Annotated in this window: 11 protein-coding genes; 5 read left to right on the top strand and 6 right to left on the bottom strand. The window is 37.3% G+C overall.

What is annotated here, in order from left to right; genetic code table 11:
• Positions 1-417: 417 nt before the first annotated feature.
• Entirely contained in the window at positions 418-2,748 is a 2,331-nt protein-coding gene (gene glgB, locus TERY_RS08615) for a 1,4-alpha-glucan branching enzyme (protein ID WP_011611468.1), read from the top strand.
• 298 nt (positions 2,749-3,046) lie between these two features.
• Complete coding sequence (locus tag TERY_RS08610; RefSeq protein ID WP_011611467.1) at positions 3,047-3,751, top strand: matrixin family metalloprotease; 705 nt, start codon at positions 3,047-3,049, stop codon at positions 3,749-3,751.
• 323 nt (positions 3,752-4,074) lie between these two features.
• Here TERY_RS08610 and TERY_RS08605 read toward each other — a convergent pair whose 3' ends face one another.
• The gene (locus TERY_RS08605) at positions 4,075-10,263 is read right to left on the bottom strand and encodes a Ser-Thr-rich GPI-anchored membrane family protein (RefSeq protein ID WP_011611466.1); all 6,189 of its coding nucleotides are present in this window, start codon (positions 10,261-10,263) and stop codon (positions 4,075-4,077) included.
• A gap of 843 nt (positions 10,264-11,106) precedes the next feature.
• Positions 11,107-12,528 (bottom strand): decarboxylating NADP(+)-dependent phosphogluconate dehydrogenase, encoded by a 1,422-nt coding sequence (gnd, locus tag TERY_RS08600; RefSeq protein ID WP_011611465.1) that lies wholly within the window; start codon positions 12,526-12,528, stop codon positions 11,107-11,109.
• A 1,080-nt stretch (positions 12,529-13,608) separates the two neighbouring features.
• Here gnd and TERY_RS08595 point away from each other — a divergent pair.
• A complete protein-coding gene (locus tag TERY_RS08595; RefSeq protein ID WP_011611464.1) occupies positions 13,609-14,316 on the top strand; it encodes a hypothetical protein in 708 nt (235 codons plus the stop codon).
• A gap of 1,475 nt (positions 14,317-15,791) precedes the next feature.
• Here TERY_RS08595 and TERY_RS08590 read toward each other — a convergent pair.
• From TERY_RS08590 to TERY_RS08575, 4 genes are all read right to left on the bottom strand, one after another.
• The gene (locus TERY_RS08590) at positions 15,792-16,787 is read right to left on the bottom strand and encodes a zinc-binding dehydrogenase (RefSeq protein ID WP_011611463.1); all 996 of its coding nucleotides are present in this window, start codon (positions 16,785-16,787) and stop codon (positions 15,792-15,794) included.
• A gap of 1,209 nt (positions 16,788-17,996) precedes the next feature.
• Positions 17,997-19,292: a 2-oxo acid dehydrogenase subunit E2 gene (locus TERY_RS08585; RefSeq protein ID WP_011611462.1), complete on the bottom strand. Its 1,296-nt coding sequence runs from the start codon at positions 19,290-19,292 to the stop codon at positions 17,997-17,999.
• 617 nt (positions 19,293-19,909) lie between these two features.
• Positions 19,910-20,359, bottom strand: a complete 450-nt coding sequence (locus tag TERY_RS08580; RefSeq protein WP_011611461.1) for a YlqD family protein — start codon at positions 20,357-20,359, stop codon at positions 19,910-19,912.
• Between the two features lie 102 nt (positions 20,360-20,461).
• Positions 20,462-22,435: an AMP-binding protein gene (locus tag TERY_RS08575; protein ID WP_011611460.1), complete on the bottom strand. Its 1,974-nt coding sequence runs from the start codon at positions 22,433-22,435 to the stop codon at positions 20,462-20,464.
• Positions 22,436-22,897: 462 nt separating this feature from the next.
• Between TERY_RS08575 and TERY_RS36600 the strand changes: the two genes are divergently transcribed.
• Complete coding sequence (locus TERY_RS36600; RefSeq protein ID WP_370496880.1) at positions 22,898-23,026, top strand: hypothetical protein; 129 nt, start codon at positions 22,898-22,900, stop codon at positions 23,024-23,026.
• Between the two features lie 1,402 nt (positions 23,027-24,428).
• Positions 24,429-25,925: an ABC transporter substrate-binding protein gene (locus TERY_RS08570; protein WP_196797251.1), complete on the top strand. Its 1,497-nt coding sequence runs from the start codon at positions 24,429-24,431 to the stop codon at positions 25,923-25,925.
• Positions 25,926-26,064 lie beyond the last annotated feature (139 nt).

Genomic DNA, 26,064 nt, shown 5'->3' with positions numbered 1-26,064 from the left:
GGATCTAAAGCTTAGTAGAAATCTCCGCGCCTTCAAGCCGGAAAGGACGTCAACATTCATTCCATCATCAGCAAAAGTAACCAAAAATTTTGCGAATAGGTATTTACTAATAGCTATTTTCAGAGTCTTGTAGTAGAAATCAATCAAGAAAGCTTATCTGTAACTGATAATTTAGTAGGTATTATAAGTAATAGGATTAAAACTTTTGCTACGGTAGGGACTTTGCATAAGAGCGTCCGTACATAGTCAAAAAATTTATGCGTCCAAACTACTAAAAAAAATGGATTAAGAAATAGCTTATTTCATAGGAGTGCAGTTGGGGAGGATGTCAACCTAGTTGACATAATATAATAGTATATCTTTCCAATTATGGTAGCATTCTTAATTAATTGTTAACAAATATATATATTGACAAAAATGACAATATCTGCTGATCAAGTTAACCAAATAGCTTGGAATCACCATCACGACCCCTTTCAAGTATTGGGTTCTCACCAGATAGAACTCAGTGGCAAAACTATGACAGTGATCCGAGCATACCAACCAAGTGCTGAAGCTGTCTCTGTCATTTCTCCGATAGACCGCAAAGAGTACCCAATGCAGTCAGTCCATAACCCTCATTTTTTTGAATGTGTCATCAACACCCCAAAACTGGCCAACTATCAACTTAAAATCAAAGAAGGAGAACACGAACGAGTTATCCATGACCCCTACGCTTTTCGCTCTGCAAAACTCACAGAATTCGACCTTCAACTATTTGGAGAAGGAAACCATCACCGCATCTACGAAAAACTAGGAGCGCATATTACCGAAGTTGATGGAATTAAAGGAGTCTACTTTGCTGTTTGGGCACCCAATGCTCGTAATGTTTCAATTTTAGGGAACTTCAACTATTGGGATGGTCGTAAACACCAAATGCGCAAAGGACATACAGGAGTTTGGGAATTATTTATTCCCGATATTGGCCCTGGAGAAAGCTATAAGTATGAGGTTAAAAACTGGGAAGGACACATCTATGAAAAAAGCGACCCCTATGGATATCAACAAGAAGTAAGACCCAAAACTGCTTCCATTGTTGTTGACTTAGACTCTTATACTTGGAATGACCAAGAATGGATGGAGAAACGTCGCCATACTGACCCACTCACTCAACCTATTTCCGTCTATGAATGCCATTTTGGTTCTTGGATTCATGCTTCTGCTCATGAACCAGCTAAACTACCTAATGGGGAAACTGAGCCTGTAGTTCAAGTCTCGGAACTCAGGCCAGATGCCCGTTTTCTTACCTACCGCGAATTAGCAGATCGTCTAGTTTCTTACGTTAAAGATTTGGGCTATACCCACATTGAAATGTTACCTGTAGCAGAACATCCTTTTGATGGTTCCTGGGGTTATCAGGTTACAGGATTTTTTGCCCCTACCTCTCGCTATGGTAGTGCCCAAGACTTTATGTATTTCGTGGATAAATGTCATGAAAATGGTATTGGGGTAATTGTAGACTGGGTACCCGGACATTTTCCTAAAGATGGACATGGTTTGGCTTTCTTTGACGGCACTCACCTCTATGAACATCCAGATCCCCGCAAAGGTGAACACAAGCAATGGGGTACTTTAGTATTTGACTATGGTCGTAATGAAGTTCGTAACTTTCTAGCGGCAAATGCACTTTTCTGGTTTGACAAATATCATATTGATGGTGTCAGAGTAGATGCTGTTGCTTCTATGGTCTACCACAACTATATGAGACCTGATGGTGAATGGGTTGCTAACAAATACGGAGGTGTAGAATATATTGAAGCTGCTGATTTCCTCCGTCAAGTTAATCATTTGCTTTTTAGTTACTATCCTGGTGTTCTCTCTATTGCAGAGGAATCTACTTCTTGGCCTATGGTGACTTGGCCTACTTATGTTGGTGGTTTGGGTTTCAACTTTAAGTGGAACATGGGTTGGATGCACGATATGCTGGACTATTTTGAGATGGACCCTTGGTTCCGACAGTTCCACCAAAACAATGTTACTTTCAGTATTTGGTATCACCATACTGAGAACTATATGTTGGCTCTGTCTCACGATGAAGTGGTACATTGCAAGAGCAGTATTTTGGGTAAGATGCCTGGAGATAATTGGCAGAAATTTGCTAATGTCCGGGCCTTGTTTGCTTATATGTTTACTCATCCTGGTAAGAAGACTATGTTTATGGGGATGGAGCTTCCTCAGTGGGGTGAATGGGATGTTTGGGGTGATTTAGAATGGCATTTGCTCGAATTTGATGCTCATCAAGGAATGAAACGATTTTTCCGGGATCTGAATCATCTCTATTGTTCTGAACCTGCTTTGTATGAACAAGATTGTAATGAGGGAGGATTTGAATGGATAGATTGCAATGATAATAATCATAGTGTGGTGTCGTTTATTCGTCGCGCTAAAGATGGGAAGGATTTTGTGGTAACGGTTTGTAATTTTACTCCTCAACCTCATAGTCATTATCGCGTCGGTGTACCTGAACCAGGGTTTTATACTGAAATATTTAATAGCGATGCTGGTAACTATGGTGGCAGCAATATGGGTAATTTGGGTGGTAAGTGGACTGATGATTGGTTTTTCCATGATTATCAACAGTCTTTAGATTTATGTTTGCCTCCTTTAGGTGTTGTAGTGTTTCAGTTAGACAAGAAGAAAACGATAGCAATGATTCAAGAATCTGAAGATGTTGAAACTGTGGAAGCTAAAGCTAAAAATGCATCTTAAGGATCAACTCGCTCAATAAAAACTCGGGTAAAATTGAGAAGGTTGGTAGTTGAATTTTTAATTAATACTGCCAACCTTTAAAAGTGGCGTTAAGCTGACGCTGGCTAATAGACTTCCCAAATATCTCGGTATCCCTCTTGAAGCTCTTAGACTTGAAGAGGAATGTAATATTTTCAGGACTTACACAGAGGAACCCAGAAACCCGGTACTGGCGTAGACGTATTTTGTTCAAAACAGTTGATGGCTAAGTGCTGACTTCTGAGTAGTTCTTTAACAAACACTTCTCAAGCTTGGTATAATGTTTACTAACAAGATAGCATCGGTTTATTTACGGTTCTTTTTTTTCGGTTTTGCTATTTGGATGGTAGCTTTCTATTTTTTGTTTTCAATTCCGACTACAGCAGTTACTCCTCAAAATTTACCTTCTCTGAAAGTTTATCCTCTACCAGAAACTTTGGCACAATGGCAAGACCCTAGTGGTAGTGGTGATTATTTTGATCAAATTGAAGTTCAGGATGTAGGTTATCTAATTTGGTCGCAATTTCCGATCAAGGTTTATGTCGAATCTTCTGATAATGATGAGTCTCGCTCTCGTCAATGGGTTAAGACTGTAGTAGATGCTATTTGGGAATGGAATATTTATTTACCTTTGCAAGTGGTAGATAGCCCAGAAGTTGCTGATATTAAAATTTTTAACAAGCGACCTCCTCTGAGAGCAGGAAATTTAAGAGCGCGTTCGGCAGAAGCTCGCTATCAGTTATCTGAAGATGAGAATGGTATTTTATCTCATAATTTTGTGATTTGGTTGAGTCCTATGCAAGTAGGTAAATATCTGCCTGCTGCTGCTCGTCATGAGTTTGGTCATGCTTTGGGTATTTGGGGTCATAGTCCTGAGAAAACTGATGTTATGTATTATTCTCAGGTGGCAGAACCTCCTCCTATTTCATCTAGGGATATTAATACTCTGAAGCGGATATATTTGCAAAGTACTAGACTAGGCTAAAAAAAATATAGTCATAACTTACACAGAAACCGAGTTGAGCAACTAAATTTCCTGGTTTTAAGAACAATAAATTATTCATAGTTTATAACAAAAATAAGCTTTTTAAGCTTACTAGAACCTATATTTTATACTTTCAGTGTAGCCTGTATGCTTCAAATATAGCACTTAAAGGATAAAGGCGATCGCTCCTTCAACATGATTGGTTTTGGCAGGAGCGATCGCTTTATTAGGCTATGACCCCTGCTAAAAAAATCATAGTCGCCCATCAACAACGCCGAATAATGTTACTCTGAATTGAGCACAAGACAAATTAATCTCTAAATTTAACCGTCAGCTTCATTATAGGGGTCAAAATATTCTTCACCATAGAAACCCGATATTGTGTCAGACTCACTACCTAAGCCATTTTCACCTGCCGTAAGTCCCCAAGTCCACCAGGATGGTTCGTAAGTTTCACCAGTATAATTCTCATCGTAGTAGCTATAAACGTAAACATCGCCAATATCATTTTTACTACCCACGCCACTCTCAATATCCCATATCTGGTAGCGACCATTACTGCTGTATAATGAATCATCTAAAGAATATCTTCCTGCTTTTTCGTACAAGAAACCATCATAGGAGTCGCCTAGATCATAAAAGTAGGTAAAGTAGTATTTATCAGAGTTTGAATCATCTGCTTCAATAGTGAAGTTGCTATCGCTGTAGTCGTACAAGCCACTATCACTAACACTAGTGATTTTAATCTTGTAGTCGCTGCCACTGGTTATGGATGTGGGTACTAGCCAGGTGTAACGACCATCACTGGAGGTAGAACTGTTAATGGTACTGTAGAAAGAACCTCCTTTGTACAGTTCTAGTTTCACATTCTCGCCTATATTATCCTCCCAGTCAAGGTAGTAGCTTATTCCTGGTTCTAGACTGTTACCTCCGTTGGGAGCTGTGACCGTGATGAACTCCTCTGGTTCAATAGTGAAGTTGCTATCGCTGTAGTCGTACAAGCCACTATCACTAACGCTACTGATTTTAATCTTGTAGTCGCTGCCACTGGTTATGGATGTGGGTACTCCCCAGATGTGACGACCATCACTGGAGGTAGAGCTGTCAATGGTACTGTAGAAAGAACCTCCTTTGTACAGTTCTATTTTGACATTCTCGCCTATATTATCCTCCCAGTCAAGGTAGTAGCTTATTCCTGGTTCTAGACTGTTACCTCCGTTGGGAGCTGTGACCGTGATGAACTCCTCTGGTTCAATAGTGAAGTTGCTATCGCTGTAGTCGTACAAGCCACTATCACTAACGCTACTGATTTTAATCTTGTAGTCGCTGCCACTGGTTATGGATGTGGGTACTCCCCAGATGTGACGACCATCACTGGAGGTAGAGCTGTCAATGGTACTGTAGAAAGAACCTCCTTTGTACAGTTCTATTTTGACATTCTCGCCTATATTATCCTCCCAGTCAAGGTAGTAGCTTATTCCTGGTTCTAGACTGTTACCTCCGTTGGGAGCTGTGACCGTGATGAACTCCTCTGGTTCAATAGTGAAGTTGCTATCGCTGTAGTCGTACAAGCCACTATCACTAACGCTACTGATTTTAATCTTGTAGTCGCTGCCACTGGTTATGGATGTGGGTACTGTCCAGATATTGTAACGACCATCACTGGAGGTAGAGCTATTAATAGTACTGTAGAAAGAACCTCCTTTGTACAGTTCTAGTTTCACATTCTCGCTTATATTATCCTCCCAGTCGATGTAGTAGCTTCTCCCTGGTTCTAGACTGTTACCTCCGTTGGGAGCTGTGAGCGTGATGAACTCTTCTGGTTCAATAGTGAAGTTGCTATCGCTGTAGTCGTACAAGCCACTATCACTAACGCTACTGATTTTAATCTTGTAGTCGCTGCCACTGGTTATGGATGTGGGTACTGTCCAGATATTGTAACGACCATCACTGGAGGTAGAGCTATTAATAGTACTGTAGAAAGAACCTCCTTTGTACAGTTCTAGTTTCACATTCTCGCTTATATTATCCTCCCAGTCGATGTAGTAGCTTCTCCCTGGTTCTAGACTGTTACCTCCGTTGGGAGCTGTGAGCGTGATGAACTCTTCTGGTTCAATAGTGAAGTTGCTATCGCTGTAGTCGTACAAGCCACTATCACTAACGCTACTGATTTTAATCTTGTAGTCGCTGCCACTGGTTATGGATGTGGGTACTGTCCAGATATTGTAACGACCATCACTGGAGGTAGAGCTATTAATAGTACTGTAGAAAGAACCTCCTTTGTACAGTTCTAGTTTCACATTCTCGCTTATATTATCCTCCCAGTCGATGTAGTAGCTTCTCCCTGGTTCTAGACTGTTACCTCCGTTGGGAGCTGTGAGCGTGATGAACTCTTCTGGTTCAATAGTGAAGTTGCTATCGCTGTAGTCGTACAAGCCACTATCACTAACGCTACTGATTTTAATCTTGTAGTCGCTGCCACTGGTTATGGATGTGGGTACTGTCCAGATATTGTAACGACCATCACTGGAGGTAGAGCTATTAATAGTACTGTAGAAAGAACCTCCTTTGTACAGTTCTAGTTTCACATTCTCGCTTATATTATCCTCCCAGTCGATGTAGTAGCTTCTCCCTGGTTCTAGACTGTTACCTCCGTTGGGAGATGTGAGCGTGATGAACTCTTCTGGTTCAATAGTGAAGTTGCTATCGCTGTAGTCGTACAAGCCACTATCACTAACGCTACTGATTTTAATCTTGTAGTCGCTGCCACTGGTTATGGATGTGGGTACTGTCCAGATATTGTAACGACCATCACTGGAGGTAGAGCTATTAATAGTACTGTAGAAAGAACCTCCTTTGTACAGTTCTAGTTTCACATTCTCGCTTATATTATCCTCCCAGTCGATGTAGTAGCTTCTCCCTGGTTCTAGACTGTTACCTCCGTTGGGAGCTGTGAGCGTGATGAACTCTTCTGGTTCAATAGTGAAGTTGCTATCGCTGTAGTCGTACAAGCCACTATCACTAACGCTACTGATTTTAATCTTGTAGTCGCTGCCACTGGTTATGGATGTGGGTACTGTCCAGATATTGTAACGACCATCACTGGAGGTAGAGCTATTAATAGTACTGTAGAAAGAACCTCCTTTGTACAGTTCTAGTTTCACATTCTCGCTTATATTATCCTCCCAGTCGATGTAGTAGCTTCTCCCTGGTTCTAGACTGTTACCTCCGTTGGGAGCTGTGAGCGTGATGAACTCTTCTGGTTCAATAGTGAAGTTGCTATCGCTGTAGTCGTACAAGCCACTATCACTAACGCTACTGATTTTAATCTTGTAGTCGCTGCCACTGGTTATGGATGTGGGTACTGTCCAGATATTGTAACGACCATCACTGGAGGTAGAGCTATTAATAGTACTGTAGAAAGAACCTCCTTTGTACAGTTCTAGTTTCACATTCTCGCTTATATTATCCTCCCAGTCGATGTAGTAGCTTCTCCCTGGTTCTAGACTGTTACCTCCGTTGGGAGCTGTGAGCGTGATGAACTCTTCTGGTTCAATAGTGAAGTTGCTATCGCTGTAGTCGTACAAGCTACTATCACTAACGCTACTGATTTTAATCTTGTAGTCGCTGCCACTGCTTATGGATGTGGGTACTGTCCAGATATTGTAACGACCATCACTGGAGGTAGAGCTATTAATAGTACTGTAGAAAGAACCTCCTTTGTACAGTTCTAGTTTCACATTCTCGCTTATATTATCCTCCCAGTCGATGTAGTAGCTTCTCCCTGGTTCTAGACTGTTACCTCCGTTGGGAGATGTGAGCGTGATGAACTCTTCTGGTTCAATAGTGAAGTTGCTATCGCTGTAGTCGTACAAGCCACTATCACTAACACTAGTGATTTTAATCTTGTAGTCGCTGCCACTGGTTATGGATGTGGGTACTCCCCAGATGTGACGACCATCACTGGAGGTAGAGCTGTCAATGGTACTGTAGAAAGAACCTCCTTTGTACAGTTCTATTTTGACATTCTCGCCTATATTATCCTCCCAGTCAAGGTAGTAGCTTATTCCTGGTTCTAGACTGTTACCTCCGTTGGGAGCTGTGACCGTGATGAACTCCTCTGGTTCAATAGTGAAGTTGCTATCGCTGTAGTCGTACAAGCCACTATCACTAACGCTACTGATTTTAATCTTGTAGTCGCTGCCACTGGTTATGGATGTGGGTACTGTCCAGATATTGTAACGACCATCACTGGAGGTAGAGCTATTAATAGTACTGTAGAAAGAACCTCCTTTGTACAGTTCTAGTTTCACATTCTCGCTTATATTATCCTCCCAGTCGATGTAGTAGCTTCTCCCTGGTTCTAGACTGTTACCTCCGTTGGGAGCTGTGAGCGTGATGAACTCTTCTGGTTCAATAGTGAAGTTGCTATCGCTGTAGTCGTACAAGCTACTATCACTAACACTACTAATTTTTAACTTGTAGTCGCTGCCACTGGTTATGGATGTGGGTATGCTCCAACTGTAACTGCCATCGCTGGTAGTAGAACTGTTAATGGTACTGTAGAAAGAACCTCCTTTGTATAGTTCCAGTTTGATGTTTTCGCTAATATTGTCATTCCAAGTAATAGTATAATTAGAACCCTGTTCTAAGGTATTACCTCCGTTGGGGGAGTTGAGAGTGATAGAGTCTTGGGATTTAATTGTACCACCAGAAGGTCGCCAGTTAGCAGCATATTGAGCCACTTTGTTAATAGCTAAAGCAGAGTTCTCACGGTTGGTTTGACCAAGTGCTTCACCATTGTAGCTAATAGCAGGGTTAGAGAAGTATGGAAGTCTGTTCCTAGCATAAGACATTATGGTTCCCGCGCCACTGGGAGTAGTGTAACCATAGCCGTAAGGAAAAGAACCTTGACCTTCAGCATTATCGCGATCATGGGCTAATCCTAGATTATGTCCTATTTCATGAGCAAGAGTGTGACGAGTTTTGGCATTATAATTGGTGACAACGTTGAAAGCGTGACTTTCAAATTGATACGCTGGCGTGCCCATTGGATAAGCTATACCACCAGCATCGTCAAGACTGCTGACAAATAAACTTACAATGTCAGCACCATAATCATTACGAAGTTCGTGAACTTCATCCATATAGCCGTCTGAATCGTTTTTTAGCCGTTCAAGTTCCTTAATACTTTTACCCGACTCGGTATAGTTAACCTCTGCTGTATGGACTAGCCGTAACTGGGATTGAACTCCGCTTTTAGCAAAGGCTTCATTGGCGTCATCAACAGCAAACTCAATTAGATCTTTGATAGCATCTATACCCCCCTCCGCTCGGCGAGCTTCTGAAGTGTAAACAACCATCAAATCAATTGTTGAAGAGTCATCTAATGTACCGGGTTGATCTGCAGCAGTGTCGATGGCGTTTATAATTATAGGTTCGTGAATATGCAAATGTGGGCTCTTTGTATCTAAACTCAAACTATAATCAGCATTAACCCTCTTATTCCTCGACTGAACCCTTACATAATAAGTCCCTGGGTTTAAAGTCCGGTCAACGTCCTCTACCCTTTTGCCACCCTTAGTAGACTTCTCAATAACTTTCCCCCTATTATTCAGCAAATACAAATCCGCATTTCCACTGAGGCCGCCTAACTCAATATCTACATCCGTCTTGTCTTTAACCTTAAATTTATAAATATCCTTTCGGTCAGACTTACCGACAAACTCCTGGAACTTTTGATCATCCTTCAACACTCCCAAGTTGTGAGCTCTCTTCAAACTATTACCCGCCAGATCTGACAACTCACTATCCAAACTCAAGTTGTAATTAGCATTTGCTCTACCTTTTGACTGCACCCTCACATAATAAGTCCCTGGGTTCAAAGTCCGCTCAATATCCTCTGCCCTTTTACCACCCTTATTAGACTTCTCAATAACTTTCCCCCTATTATTCAGCAAATACAAATCCGCATTTCCACTGAGGCCGCCCAACTCAATATCTATATCCGTCTTGTTCTTAACCTTAAACTTATAAAAGTCCTTCCGGTCAGACTTACCGACAAACTCCTGTAACTTTTGATCATCCTCTAAAACTCCTAAGTTGTGGGCTTTTCCTCGACTATTACCTGCTTTATCCCGCTTTTTAGCAGCCCTAGTTTGTATATTGTTTACCCGATCAGATGTCCCACTAATTAAAGAGTCGACTTCTTGAACGGGATCATTGTCTTGTCCTATCAGTGGGTCTGTTTCAGTCTTTAAAGTCCTATCTTCTGAGTCCTCTATATTTAAATCTAAATTTCCCAAATTACTCTTGGGCAACAAGAAATTTTCATCAGCATTAGATGTATCTATATTTTCAATTTTTAGTTCCTCGCTAGCTGGACTTAATTCAAGACCACTAGAAAATCGCAGCTCATCACCGAATTTATCTACCTCGGCTAACACTTCGCCTGTACCTGTAAAAGTAAAACCTTGTCTAAAGTTGTTTAATTCTTCAGATATAGGATCCACAATTGCTTCCCTAGAAATATTTTTTAGATCAATCTTTGTTTTTTTCAGTTAGTTAAGTAAGTCTGGAAAAAAACAAATGATCTACTCTTTTTTCTATCCTACTTAAACTGAAGAAGATAGTATACCAGTAAATATTCTGATAAGTAATTTTTTTGACGACTAATAACTTAAATTCATCAATTAATAACTAACCAATAAGTAAATTTTTTGTCGACGTTTAAAACTCTCAATAATCGACAAATTTTTCACAAAATTAAAATTACCTTCAAACCTTAATAGCTAGTTATTCACCGTGATTTAATTAAAAGTTTTACAAAAATATTTTTAGATGAAAACAGACAAAATATTTTACAGAGTATTTTTTTTAGAGATGCCTGATATTTATTTTCAACTCATTGTTCAATCTCCAACCCTGGAAAAATTTTACAAGGAGTGCCTATATTCTAAGAAACAAGGTTAACAGAAAAAGAGATAGCACGACAGTTAGAATTAACCCTTGAGCAAGGGGAACAAGCTACTCAAAATCAGTCTAATTAGTTATTGCTCAAGACGATCGCCACTATTTAACCAAAGAGCGATCGCCTAACCTTTAAACAGAAATAATTATCGGACTTTAATCATGTCCGTTAGCAGCATCAGTATTCTCAGTGCAAAGGAAAGGAAAAAGCATTAAGAGAAAAAAACCTTAAATATAGTAGATATCTCCCCGGCTTTGACACCTTCCAATACCAACGGACATGATATTACCCAAAGAAACCCAGTTTTCACAAAAAATCTTATGTTTTAACAATAGACATCTCTGAAAAACCAGGTTTCTAGTTTCGGTTTGCGGGTAGTCCTAAATTACTTAGTAGGCCACTCAGTATGGAAGAACTGACCACGAGACTTATCAATACGCTCATAAGTGTGAGCGCCGAAATAATCCCGTTGAGCCTGAGTCAAGTTTTGAGGCAAAGTTACCCGACGATAACTATCAAAATAATCTAGAGAAGCACTAAAAGCAGGAACAGGCAGTCCTAACTTACCAGCTAAAGCAACAACTTCCCGCCAAGCATTCTGGCGATCAAGAATAGTCTGCTTAAACTCTGGAGCTAACAATAAATTAGGTAGAGCAGGATTTTCATCAAAAGCCTTCTTAATCTTATTCAAAAACCCAGCCCGAATAATACAACCACCTTTCCAAATTCGCGCACACTCACCCAAATTCAGCTTATAATCAAACTGTCGAGACGCCTGAGCCAACAAAGCCATACCTTGAGCATAAGAACAAATCTTAGAACAATACAAGGCATCCCGCACCTTATTAATCATAGCTTGCTTATCACCTTCATACTGACCACTCGGACCAGTTAATTCCTTAGCAGCACCAACACGCTCCTCCTTAATACCAGACATGATACGAGCATTAACAGCCGCCGTAATAGTAGGAACAGCAACACCCAATTCTAAAGCATTAATCACCGTCCATCTGCCTGTACCCTTCTGTCCAGCAGAATCAACAATCATGTCAACTAAATGATTGCTAGTCTCAGTATCTTTCTTAGTAAAGATATCAGCTGTAATTTCAATTAAGAAAGATTCCAACTCTGGAGTTTTATTCCACTCAGCAAAAATTTCATGGAGTTGTTCGTTGCTAACTCCTACAGCATTTTTCAGCAAGTCATAAGCTTCAGCAATTAACTGCATATCGCCATACTCAATGCCGTTGTGTACCATTTTCACATAGTGACCAGCACCTCCAGGACCAACGTAGTCGACACAAGGACCATCATCAACTTGAGCAGCTATTTTAGTTAAAATAGCTTCTAATTCTTTGTAAGAAGCCTCTGTACCACCCGGCATTAAACTAGGACCCCATAAGGCACCTTCTTCTCCACCACTAACTCCCATTCCCATGAAACCTAATCCAGTGGATTCTAAATCCTTAGTACGGCGTTCTGTATCTTCATAGAGAGAGTTACCACCGTCAATGATCATGTCACCTTTATCTAACAGAGGTTTAAGTTGTTCAACAACCTTATCGACTGGATTTCCTGCTTTTACCATTACTAGGATTCTGCGGGGTCTTTCTAGGGATTGAACAAAATCTTCTAAACTATAAGCAGCGTGGACGTTTTTTCCTTGTGCCCGTTCTGCCATAAATTTCTTAGTTTTATCGTCACTGCGGTTATATACAGAAATGGGGAATCCGTTGCGTTCTACATTGAGAGCTAGGTTTTCACCCATTACAGCTAGACCGATAACACCAAATTTTTGCTGTCCCATAGTTTTTTACTTTTGTGAGTATTAAGTTCTCTAATTAAATTTTTATCACCGTTTTTAGATTACAAGTGTTTTTTGTGTACTTTTTGTAGAAAAAGTTTTTTTTTATATTTAAAGTATAGTTTGATACAAATAAATTGATACTTAAAAAAAAATATGAATCAATTATGATATTTGACTATATATTAACTAAAGTTAAATTATGAATTAAAATATCTGAACTATAAATACCCCAAATATTACACAAGGATATCAAAGTAGTAATGTAACAAAAGCCTTGAGACGGTAATGGTTAAGCTGCATAGAATTAGAACTTAAATCGGAAAAAACAGAATAGGCCATACCCACTGAAGAATATAAAGAGAATCATCCTGAATTTGACTCATCAGAATATGGATTTAATTTTTTAGATTTTACAGTCAGGCAAGGTTAGGTTAAGTCAAGCAAACAAGGGTTTAAAACCCTGATTCAACCATTTTCAAAGTCGTAAAAAAAGCATAAGGGAACCAGAAAACCTCTTTAAGATACCATTCAAATATAAATTGATAACCAAGGTGCACAATTCTTGTCAATATATGCAATTTGACAAAAAAGTGTTTAGTAAACTGGATAACCTCTTAGGTCAAAGACTAGCTTTATGGGTAAGTAGGAAACACTCAAACAAAACAGACACCCCGGTCTGGAAAAAGCATTTTCCCAATGTGAAATAAACCCAAAACTGGATATTTAACCAAGACAAACATAATATTAAGTCAACACTTAGAGGTACTTATTATCAGGTATGTCAAAGTTAAAAGTAATAAATCACTCCATGATAGTAACTAGGTTGACTGAAGTAGCAGAATTGGCAAAAACCCGAGCATAAGGAAAGAAGTCACAACACTGTTGAAACCACAAAAAGGTAAATGCGCATTTTGTGGATTAAACTTCAGACCAATGGATTTAATTGAGATAGAGTACATCATTTCTAAATTTGAAGGCAATAGTCAAAAAAATCTGTAGCTAAAATTGCTATTTATCACCAAAGCCTTGACTATACTATAAAAAAAGTAAACTTTTAGCTAAGATAGTAAGTGGATTTTAATGCTGACACAAATAGTTCGTCCTATGGTTCGGACCCAGGTTCGGTTATTAGCAAACTGTCACTCAACCCGTCTAACATTAATTCATACAATTGCGAAATGGCTAGGTTTTTTGGGAGTCAGAGCAGAGGTAACTGAGCTAGATGCTAGTCAAGACAAAAAAATAACTATTTCTTTAACTGTGGAAAAACCCGAATCTTGTGATGGTCAAGATTGGGAAAAAATTGTCAGTGGTATAAAACAAGAAAAAAATCAAAATGATTCTCAAGAGTTAACTAAAACTGAACCTATCCAAAATATGACAACCAAGCAACAAGGAAAACTGGAAAGGTTGATAGCTTACGTTATTCAAGCAGGAGAACCCAATCAGAAAGTTAAATGGGACGAAATATATCCTAGTTTACAGCAGTTAGGATTAAATGAAAATATATTGCAAGGAATTCGTTCTGCAGTTAGAGTTCCTCAGTCTATTGATTTATTAGTTGAAGAATTAGAGCCAGATGTAGCTGCTATTGCTCTGCCTTTAGCAATCAATATTGCTCTTTTTGATCAGCAAGTAAACTCATCTGAAAATTATGCTTTAAATTCGTTATTACAAGTAATGAAACAACCTACAGCTGTAGAAAAAAATGTAGATAAAAACACTTTTAAGTACAAATTATATTGGTTATTAACTTTAGTTATTCCTAAATATTATATTGATTGCTAATATAATTCATAAATTATACAAATATTTTTTTCATTTCTCCTGTAGAACGTCCCTAAATTTATAATTTACTATGTTCCCGAAACTGATATAGAATTCTCAAATGATACAAAACCTGCCAAGAGTAAGAGAGTATTTTTTTTAAGTTACAGCCGTTGGTAAATACATTATGGGATCAACATTATAAGTAGAAGAGATGAATAGTAAAACTCTATGTGGAGCAGGTTTCTTCAGAGCTGTTAAATATACATCACACATCAGAGGTAAATACTGTCAGGGATTAGGTCATGGAACAACCCTGCTATTAGACCCGGGTTTGGTATTAGTTAAGATCCGGGATCGGCGAAGAACCAATAAACAATAGTTGCAGCACATTAATTTTTCTATATTTGTTCCACTCAGGTCAGGGAAAATCCAGGAAAAATTCCAAGAGAGCCAATATTAATTTTGTCATTTTTTAGTACTTTTCTTGAAGTAAGCCACTACTGAAACTGATATATTATCAAGATATTATAGTAATCTAATTCCCCAGGTTGTCAAAATAAAAAACACTAGAAATAAACTCCGAAACTATTATATCTTCATGATTCCCAAAAAGCTGCTAGATTTTTGACAATGTAAAAATAGAATAGCTATATATTTATTAACTAATCTCTAACTAAAGTTTAGTAAGTAACTAAACAAAATTACTTACACAAACAACTAATGATGTACTACTGTATCAATCTGGAGAATTGTGACCTTAAAAAAACTCTAGCAAGAATTATTAAAAGTTTCAGAATGATGAGTGAATCATCAGGGTAAAGCTTTAGAAATACAACCTCATGGGTGAAGAAGATAAATAAAACAAGCTAATAAAACAGAAGAATTTAAAATTATAGTTTTTTGGGGAAAAAATTAATTTATATTACTTAGATGAAGTATGGTTTAGTATGATTACTAGGATTCTCAGTGTCTGGCAGTATCCCGGAAATACTTAAATTCCCCATATAGATATAAACCGATCTGAATGTTAATAGAATGATGAATCTCTTCCCCAAATAATCAGAGAAAGTTATGTTTCAACTGCAAAAATTAATTCTGATGTAATTATTTTTTATATAGGTAACTTTTTCCTAATATAAACCAACCCACAGAAATTGTTTGAGAGCAATTATCTATTCATAACAGTGATGGGATTTTTGATTAACTTGAAGAGTGCTCAATTTTGCAAATTACTATCTTTGAATTGCCTACCTATTCTTCACCGTTGAATTTGAGATAAATTTGGTGGCGTTTTACTCAAAATGAATAGCTAGGAATAGATGCTTATGTCAACTGGAAAACTTTTGTCTCATTGCATTACGAAAAAATTATGTAATTAATTTTGTTTAACTACTTAATATTTTTAAGAATTATAGACTAAGAGCAAAGATATCTTATGTCTTTGAACCCTAAGATTTAGTTCCGTTCCATGGAAAATCCCTACCTATTCAAAATTAAATAGTCAAAACAATCTTACCAAGCATAGACCCTGCTTCCAAAATTCGATGTGCTTCTATGGCGTCGTCTAGAGCAAAAGTTCTATTCACATGAATCTTCAGCTTTCCTTGGTCAAATAACCGTCTACATTGCTGCAAAATTTTAGCTTGGTCTTCTTGAGCTTCCATCAGTCCTTTCGTCATTGGAGTTAACATTAATTCCAACCCAATTCGCAGATTTCTTTGCCTAGCAACTTTCAAATTTCCTAAGCTAGTATCAGGCTCTAAAATTGTTACTAAATCTCCATAAACTTTTACTGCCGGAATAGTATCATAGAAAACCTTACCACCAATAGTATCGAAAGCCAAATCTACCCCTTCCCCATTAGTCCAATCTAAAACAACTTTCACAAAATCTTCATTCTTAAAAATTGCTAAATCTGTTCCCAAACTTTTAACAAAATCTGATTTTTCTTTTGAACTAATAGTAGTAGCAACTTCAGCACCCTGTAACTTTGCCAACTGTATAGCCACATGACCAACACCACCAGCACCACCATGAATCAAGACTTTTCTACCAGCTTGTAACTTTCCTCGATCATACAAAGATTCCCAGGCAGTAATTAAAACTAAGGGTGCAGCAGCAGCTTCAACAAAGCTTAAAGAACTCGGTTTGTTCTCGACAAATCTTTCATCAACAACAGCCAATTCTGCATAATTTCCTGGAGCAGCTCCGATACCACTATTACAAAAATAAACTTCATCTCCCACTTGAAACTTTTGTACATTTTTACCAATAGCTTCCACAATACCCGCTCCATCACATCCTAAAATAGCTGGCATTTTATCTGGGTAAAGAGTGCCACGAGTCCTTAATTTGGTATCAATAGGATTGACTCCGGCAGCTTTTAAACGGATTAAGACTTCTCTATCATTTTCAATTACAGGATCAGCAACCTGCTGTACTTGCAAAACTTCTGGTGTCCCAGGTGATATCATTACAACTGCTTTCATAGTAGATTTTTCCTGAAATTAAAAAGTATTAGGACTTACCCATAAACTAGGCTGATCGAGAAAATTTGGCATGAGGACGAAAAATAATAATAGGTCTTTAGACTTAATTTTTAAGCAACTTATGTTCAAGAACAGGCTGAAAGTTCCTAGAAACTAAAGGTAGCTAAAGTACATTATATAGTTTCCCAAATGTACTAGCATTAAAGTCTATTTCAGGTTGAACTTCTGTAATAAACTAGACGTACTATAATAGTATCACAATAAATATTTAAGACCAAGGGATAAAAAAGAATATGTTTAAATAATATAAGTGTGATTAAAAGACTTTACAGAAGATTTCCTTTCACACAAAAAAATAATTTCTCATCTGAAAAATGGTACTGAAGCTATTCTCATTTTACTCCTGACTCCTAATAAATAAATAGTCTAATCATGTGTAGGTAAAAATTATTAGAGTTGGTATAATTAGAGTTGTTCCTAAACAGGGAAAAAAAATTGCTCTAACCTAAACAGAGCAAAAATTCCTAGTGTTTTTAATCACCCAAAGCTTAAATCATTACTGAACTTGGTTTTTGGGTTTTGAAGTGTAAGTTATAAGGCGAAAATCCTATTTTATCTAAAAAGGTCAAACTTATTAAATTCCTATAGTTAACCCTGAGCAAATTTTTGAGTGGTCATCAAGAACTGGGAATAGAGGAGGTAGGAAAAAGCTTGAAAAATTTTCCAGATCACCCCATCACTCTATCCCCAGAACAGTAAGTTGAATAAGTTAAGACAAGATAACTAGGGGAGGAGGGGAGAGGAAGTAGACAAGGAAGTAGGAACAAAAAGAATACAAACTCATACATTTTTGTTCTTGTCTTGCTCTTATAAAATTGCCAATACTATGAGTGCTAACGTTTGTTAATAACCCACAGTAGAAAGTTGTCTATATTAGAGGTATCTTCCAATGTTGAGAAGAAAATTTTAGTTTAGCTCTTACTAAATATGTCGCCTTGGTGATCGGCACTGAGAGAAGTTAATTAGCAATATTGGTGGTTAGCTTGATATACACCAAATTCCGTTACTTATAGTGTCAAGGGCGCCAGCACCCTTAACTAAAGGCAGCGCATTGGGTTGTAATATGATTAGTAGCTTTTGAATTTCAAACTACAAACCCTATAACGCTACCAATAGTGACTAAAAACTGATAGCTACCCTACTACTGAACTACATAGTCAAAGACTGTGAATTATTTTCAATCAAATTCGCCAAATCTTGCAAGAAAGCAGCAGCATCAGCACCATAAATAATCCGATGGTCACAAGTAATATTCACCTCCATTTGTCGCTTAACCCCAATCATCCCATCATCAGTGGCCACTACCTGGGGTTGAGATGCGCCGATCGCCAAAATCGAACCTTGAGCAGGTGGTAAAATAGCATCAAACCTATTTACCCCAAACATTCCCAAATTAGAAATAGTAAAGGTACCAGTGCTGTATTCATTTGCTTGTAATTGTTTTGCCCGCGCCCTATCTACCAAACCTTTCCAAGTACGAGACAAAGAATAAATATCCATTTTGTCAGCATTTGGCAATACTGGTGTAATCAAACCACCATCTGGCATTGCTACTGCCACTGCAATATTAATCCCAGAGGGATACTGAATACCCTGATCCACATAAACAGCATTCAACAAAGGATGTTTTTGTAAGGTTATTGCCACTGCTTTTGCCAAAATAGCAGTCATAGTCACACCCTTAGACTTAATTTGTTTGTACAACCTATCCAAATTATCTGTAGTTATAGTATAACCAACATGGAAAGTCGGTACAGATAAACTTACATTCATATTCCGCACCACTGCATTTTGCAGACTATTCATTGGCACAACTTGACCAGGAGTTACTGGAGCAGACACTACAGATGGTGGTGGTGGTGGAGCAGGAATAGATACTTGAGTTGGAGTAGTAGGAATAGTACTCTTTGCTGATGCAGCTACCACAGCAGGTATACGACCCGCCGCCATTTCCACATCCTCTGCCACAATACGACCATGAGGACCATTACCTTTGAGGGTACTCAAATCGACCTTCAAATCTTTGGCCAACTTCCGGGCACGAGGGGAAGCAATAATTCGTCCATTACGACGACTAGAATTTTCTTGGTTTTCTGTGGCTGTAGAAATAGGAGCTGTGGCCACAGGAGTTGTGGAGCTAGAAGTATTAGCAGGTTCTTTGTTTAGAGTAGTCACACCTTGTTGCTTTGCCTGCTCAATTTCTGCCTCTGTTTCAGCTAACAAACCAATAGTAGATCCAACTGGAGCGACATCTCCTGCTTCCACAATAATTGTGGCCAAATATCCAGAAAAGAAGGATTCCACATCCATATCTGCTTTGTCTGATTCAACCACCACAACTGTTTCGCCCTTTTCTACCCAATCACCGGAAGTTTTTTGCCAAGAAACAATTTTACCCTCGGTCATGGTAGAACTAAGGGCAGGCATAAATATTTCTTTGATCATGTTAGTTCTCTATAATTTATAGTTTTTTTGTTGATGACTTGTTGAGAAAGAATTTTTGAAAAAAGAGTTCAGAAGTCGGGAGTCAGAATTTATTAATTTAGTGGGGGATATTTTTCCAAATATCACAATTATGAAAGAGTATTTTTTCAAATTATAGCCTTTATTAAATATGGGGGGTGATGGCATAATCCTACTTTGTATACCCGGAGATTTAATGTTATATCCGCCAAGTTTTTAAAGACTACCAAATTTTATATTTGTTGAGAGTCTTTGAGTAGTTATAACCATTGAGTTATGAGCAATCAGCTTCTCAAGATGTACTATAGGAAATTTCCCAGCCTTGAATTTTTAGCCCATAGCGAAATGCTGTTGGCGGAGAATTGCACCAAAAAAAAGCTGATAATTAGTTAAGCTTACTCCCATATATTTAAGCTAGTCCTAAAAAGCTGATAATTAGTTAAGCTTACTCCCATATATTTAAGCTAGTCCTATAGAATTTCTATCTGAAATATAGCACCAGTATCCAATATTTTTTATTTATTGGATACAATTTTTACTTTTTCCTAATTATCCCTAAATCCCCGTAAAAAATTCATTTTCTTCCTTCTTTTTTCTCTTTAAACATCACCACGGACTTCCTCAATTACCCCATCTCTTAGCAGAATTTCTACTTGCATTTTTTTGATTAAATTATCTCCAATATCAGCAGTAAATACGCTTTCAATTTGACCCTGATTAACTTCTTGTTCTAATTCTAATGTTTGTACTTGTTGTAATTGTTGTAGAGCCTGGTTTTTCTGCTCTAAAAGATCATTTTTATTTTTGTTTATCTGCAATTGAATGTTTTCGATTTGCTGTTGTACTTGCGTACTAGGAGGTTGTATGCTCTGCTTTTGAATATCAGAAATTGCCTTTTGCCCTTGCATTTCTAGCTGTTGTAATTGGCTATCTAAATTATTAATTTGAGCTTGCAATTGTTGTTGAGCTTCCTCTTTCCAACGTGGTGTAACAACTACTTTAACATTAATCGCTCGCTTGAGAAGTAATTGTGTTTGAGAATAATCCATAAATTTTTTCTTGTTAGTTTGTTTTGTGTTGACAAATATGGGTTAAAAGTTTGATTTTAGATTTCCTCTAAATTATCTAAAATCAAAAGTTACCAACAGTCATTAATTAAACATTTCGTTAATCAGATCGCGGTAATGATCAGTGACAACGGGACGCTTAATCTTCATAGTTTGGGTCATCATGCCATTTTCTATGGTAAAAGGATCCAAAATCAAGCGAAATGGGCCAATACGGTCGTCAGGCCGATATCCGGGACGGTTTTTTACTTCTTGATTCAATTCTTGACGGAACAACTCTTGAAGTGCCTGACTTTTCCAGTCAATTTTTGGTTGAGACTCTGAAAGTTGACTTTGAGTAGCCCATAACTCCACCGCCTCAAAATTAGGCACGATCAAGGCACCTAAATATTTCTGGTCTTGCCCTACCAACATAATTTGGTCTATATATTGACTACGGGTACAAGCATTTTCAATAGGTTGAGGTTCAATATTTTCCCCATTGGTCAAAACAATTGTATCTTTTGCGCGCCCTGTTAATATCAAATCATTCCTAGGATTTATCCAGCCAATATCACCAGTATTCAACCAACCCTCTGAGTCAATAGCTTTCTTAGTCGCTTCAGGATTTTGATAATAACCCACCATAATTTGTGGCCCTCGCGCTAAAACTAATCCTTTCTCTCCAAAACCTAAGGTTTCGTAAGTTTCTGGATTAACTATTTTAATTTCAGTTCCAGGAAGAGGTCTTCCAGAAGACCCCCGCAGATTTTCCCAATAGTGTCTAACTGTCAAAACCGGAGAGGTTTCAGTCAGACCATATCCTACTAATAGATCAATACCAATTATTTCAAAAAAATTTTCTAAGTGCATCCCTAGGGAACCGCCCCCACTCACTGCAAATTTTAAGCGACCACCAGTAGCTTGCCGTATTTTCTGGTAAACAATTTTTGTTCCCAAAGCGTGAATAGGCCATAAGAGCCAACTTTGCCAAGTCGCCATTAGTTTTTCGAGCTCAGAGGGTGAGTTGAGTTCCAAAACTAATTCTTGAGTAACTCTGCAAGCTTGAATATAACGTTCACTAATATCAAGAAAAAATCTGGCTAACTTTTGTTTATTGGCCGGTTGTTCCCGCAGTTGCCTTTGTACTCCCTCATAAATTAGTTCCCAAATTCTCGGCACACTCATAAGGTAGTGAGGCTTATGTTCTTGAAGATCTTTTTTTAGGTAACGTTTATTAGTGTAAATCTGGGTACAACCTTGGGAGAGGAAAAGATATTCCGCTGTACGTCCAAAACTATGCCAAGTTGGCAGAATACTTAGGGTAAATTCTCCTGGAGAGGGTTGAACGACTGTACCCAGGAAGTTTATTTGATAAAGTAAGTTGCCGTGGGTTACCATTACTCCCTTGGGTTTACCTGTAGTTCCGGAGGTATAGATTAAGGTTGCTAGAGTTTCAAGATTTTGGTTAGTTGGTTGGAGGGGACGTTCTTCTCCTTTGGCAATGACTTGGGAAAATTTGACCACGGGTAGACTTTTGTAAGAGTTTGCGTCTTCCTCAGATAGGAGAATAATTAGATGTATGGGTAGATCTTGCAGGCGATCGCTCAATCTCTCCAACAAGGCCAAATTTTCTAAGACTAAACTAATGCTTCCACTATCTTTAAGAATGTAAATTAATTCTTCTATATCTGTAGTCCCACTTCTAACTACATCTGCTCCACCTGCCGTAATAATACCTTGGTCAGCAATCATCCATCGGGGACTATTATCAGCAAATAAGGCCACTCTTGTGGGCAGAGATGTTCCATTTTCCTTTGACACAACCTCCAATGCTTGTAAACCAGCAGCAAACTTTTGAATCTGTTCATTGAGTTCTTTGTAGGTAAGTTTTACTTCTGGTTGAGCGTGAGGGTCATGAAGGGCTGTGATCGGGCCAAAGTATTGGGCTACTCTGGGCCATATTTCTGAGAGAGATTGAATAGAGTCGTAGAGGGTGACTTTTTTAAGATTCGCACGTTCGCGATCGCTCATTTGCCAGGTTTCGGGAGAGGTGGGAGATTTTGTAGATTTTGTCATTGTCTACTTCCTAAAACTATTTATTACAAATTTAGTATCTGGGAATTTTCAGGAATTTTGCTAACTTTAAGTAAAGTTTATTAACTTATTCCACTGCCACGTTTCCAGAGAAGTGGGAGATTTTGTAGACCTTGTCATTGTCTACTTCCTAAAACTATTTATTACAAATCTTGTATCTGGGAGTTTTAAAGAATTTTGCTAATTTTAGGGAAAGCTTATTAACTTATTCCCCTTATTGATTTTCTCTAATCTTCCCAGGGCATGAGATTTTTATTAGCTAACAGTCAAAAGTCATAATTTATTAGTCATTAGTTATTAGTCAATCAAGATTTATTCATCTAACACGTTTATGGGCATTAACTGTCAAAATTCCTGCCCTGTGATTGTTACATCAACGAAATCTAGCTCATACAAATTGATGTGAATGATGTAAAAGATTAAAATTAACTTTCTTAAAATACAATGACTAACAAAATACTTAGGCATAATTATCAAGTTATCTCTGAGCTAGGAAATAGTAGTTTGAGAACTACTTATTTAGCTATGGTTCTAGAGCCTCCTAATAATCTTAATATTTTGTTAAACAATTGAATTGTTCAGTTCCACAACCCCAAGTGTTTCAAATTACTAAAACTCCATTTGAGCAAGTTGTTTTTAATGAAAATTAATTGATTTAGTCACAATATTATAATTATAAATTAGTTTGGTTTGGCTCATTAATCTAAAAAGCGATCGCGCAACTCAAAAATTATACGGCTTCTAGTGTAAACATACAATAGTAATTAAAGTACATCAGAAAAACAAAAATGAAACCTTTATTTAACAGTTCAAAAACTACTGGATAAATCACTTTTGCTGTACTTCATAAACCTAAAACTTATATTCCAGTTTACAAAGAATTTGTCAAAAATATTACCCAGTAGATAGAGTAATAATCCCCCGCAAAAGTCAACATATTTAAACTAAAATATTAAACTACTATAACTTAATTTTATGACTCCTGAGTTATAAAAATTGATTTAACTTCACCAGAAAAACAATAATTAACAAAATACTTATAAAAACATTAAACTACTGTAACTTAATTTTATGGCTCCTGAGTTATAAAAATTGATTTAACTTCATCAGAAAAATAATGATTAACAAAATACTTATCAATCATTGTAAAATTATATCTGATTTAGGAGTCTGAGTTAGGAAAAGGTAACTTTATAACTACTTACCTAGCAATTAATTTAGACCACCCTAATGACCCTCAATGTATTGTCAAACAAATACCTTCATCAGATCCCCGAACACAAATTTTTCTAGTCGCTAAAAGCTTGTCATAAATAAAGATTGTTAAACATGAAAAAAAAATCTGAGACAACATAATCAAATACCTACATTTTTTGAATATTTTGAAGAGGGAAAGCAATGTTATTTAGTACAACAATTTCTTGAAGCACATAACTTAGCAAAAGAGATTTATTTTAAGAATAGATTAACAAAAAATGAAGCCATTAAACTATTAACCGAAGTTTTAGAAGCAGAGCAATTTTCTGGCCGAGGTTGACAGCAAATTAATCAAACTTGGACACAAAGAAAGATCGAACGGCAGATTTCCCTACACAAAACAACTTTAAGTAATTTATATAAATGGAGACCCTGGAAGCTTTTCAAGACGATGTTCGGGCTTGCCGACGGTTTGTGATACCTGTAATATGGAAACCGGGAATCTATTCAGGATAACAATGGCCACCTCTGGGCTCAGGAGCATTTGTTGACAATGGATGCTCTAAAAGGACACCTTAACACTGACGGTGAAAATTTTGACTTAATTCAAACTCAAGCTATCAAAATCAATTACTCTCTAAAAAAAGTTTAAAAAGTCTTTCAACCCCTCGTTAGGAAGGGGAATGTGGGAGTAGAAGAGAAGTGAAAAAAAATATGCTAATCTCCCTAATAACTAATGTTAGTTGATTTGAAGGGAATTTTTCTTATTTCTATTTATATGAGCCAAATATTAAACATTAAACTGCTAAGACTGATACTCCTTAGTTTCATACTCTTTGTTATAATTTTATGTGTTTTTAATCCTTTTCAACCTGAAGTTAGCACTGTTTCAGATAATATTACATTTGGAGAAAAATCATTAGCATTTGCCCAAAAAAGCTTTAAACTTCAAAGAGAAAAAACAGTTCGTTCAGTTGCCGACGGCAATTATGATAATGCAATTAAAATTTTCACTAATTACTTGAAATCAAAACCTAATCATCCAGAAGCACGAATTTTTATCAATAATCTAAAAGTCGAATATCCCTACTATACCATAGCTGTATCTATGCAAATTAGTAGTAATTTGAATGGTTCTCTAGAAGTTTTGCATGGAGTTCCCCATGCTCAGTTTCATGGGAACAACTCTAGGTTAGTTGATAGCAGAATGCTGAAGGTAACAATTGTTGATGATGATGATGATCCTAATAACAGTACACAAATTGCAGAAGAAGTTGCCACAGAGTTAGCAAAGACAAAGGAAATACTAGGAGTGGTTGAACATTACTCAAGTGATACTTCCCTGCCAACAGCTAAGAGTTATCAAAATTATCAGCTTGTATCTATTTCTCCTATTATTACCTCTGTTGATCTGATAGATAACACCTCTTATTTTTTTCTTACTGTACCTAGTGATCAAGCTGCGACAAATGCTTTAGCCAAATATGCTCAAGGTCAGTTAAATTCATTAAAACTAGTAGTGTTTTATAACTCAGATAGCAACTACAGCAAATTCCTAAGTCAAGAATTTATCTCTGAGTTAGGGAATTTGAATGTTGTTCTGAGCGAATACTCAGACTGCGATCTAGCTACATGGTCAGAAAATCTTGAAGACTGGGGTGAGAAAGCGACTAATGTTCTAAGCAAAGCAAAAAGAAATTCAGCAAATATTGTAATACTAGCTATCAGTTCAGATTATTTAGATCAAGCTCTGGAATTAGTTCGAGGGAAAAAAGGGAAATTAACAATAGTAACTGGAGATGGTATCTATTCTGCAAAGACTATTGAGCAAAGTCAAGATAATGCTTTAAAAATGGTTGTAGCTATGCCATGGGATATTGAAGGAGGTCAGACTAATTCAAGTTTCCTCAAACGCTCTCAAGAAATTTGGAGAACCTCAAGTGTGAGTTGGCGAGCTATGACTGCGTATGATGCAACTATAGCTTTGAGGAAAACAATTAGCGAGCAAACTAAACCAAATACTGAAGGTGTTCGGGAGAAATTATTATTAGATTTGTCTGTATCTGGAGCTCTCAGAAAAGTTAATTTTTTAGATACTGGCGACTATGATGTTGATATTCAATTAGTGGAAGAGGAGAATATTGGGAAACGGAAGTTAGAAGTTAAGTTTTTACTTGATTGTTTTCAGAATTTAGGGGTAGCACTATATATGGTGAATTTGTTTATATTTTTACTAACTTCACCTTCTATTTTTGGCGATATGGTGGTCTGCTAGGCTCGGCGATCGCCTAAATATTTATTTAAAAAAAACTTAGGTTATTCAAGAGAAAGTTTGTTTCATTTTAATTGAAGGATATTTCAATTCACCAATTTTCAGATATTATGATTACAATTCATAGCTATTTTTGATCAAT

It is taken from the genome of Trichodesmium erythraeum IMS101 (assembly GCF_000014265.1).
Lineage (GTDB): Bacteria > Cyanobacteriota > Cyanobacteriia > Cyanobacteriales > Microcoleaceae > Trichodesmium > Trichodesmium erythraeum.
The sequence above is the reverse complement of the archived record's forward strand: the minus strand, read 5'-3'. Positions and strand labels throughout refer to the sequence as shown.

Excerpts from the sequence above, each read along its gene's own strand:
- glgB (WP_011611468.1), top strand. The coding sequence starts at position 418 with ATGACAATATCTGCTGATCAAGTTAACCAAATAGCTTGGAATCACCAT.
- TERY_RS08610 (WP_011611467.1), top strand. The coding sequence starts at position 3,047 with ATGTTTACTAACAAGATAGCATCGGTTTATTTACGGTTCTTTTTTTTC.
- gnd (WP_011611465.1), bottom strand. The coding sequence starts at position 12,528 with ATGGGACAGCAAAAATTTGGTGTTATCGGTCTAGCTGTAATGGGTGAA.
- TERY_RS08595 (WP_011611464.1), top strand. The coding sequence starts at position 13,609 with ATGCTGACACAAATAGTTCGTCCTATGGTTCGGACCCAGGTTCGGTTA.
- TERY_RS08590 (WP_011611463.1), bottom strand. The coding sequence starts at position 16,787 with ATGAAAGCAGTTGTAATGATATCACCTGGGACACCAGAAGTTTTGCAA.
- TERY_RS08585 (WP_011611462.1), bottom strand. The coding sequence starts at position 19,292 with ATGATCAAAGAAATATTTATGCCTGCCCTTAGTTCTACCATGACCGAG.
- TERY_RS08580 (WP_011611461.1), bottom strand. The coding sequence starts at position 20,359 with ATGGATTATTCTCAAACACAATTACTTCTCAAGCGAGCGATTAATGTT.
- TERY_RS08575 (WP_011611460.1), bottom strand. The coding sequence starts at position 22,435 with ATGACAAAATCTACAAAATCTCCCACCTCTCCCGAAACCTGGCAAATG.
- TERY_RS36600 (WP_370496880.1), top strand. The coding sequence starts at position 22,898 with ATGACTAACAAAATACTTAGGCATAATTATCAAGTTATCTCTGAGCTA.
- TERY_RS08570 (WP_196797251.1), top strand. The coding sequence starts at position 24,429 with ATGAGCCAAATATTAAACATTAAACTGCTAAGACTGATACTCCTTAGT.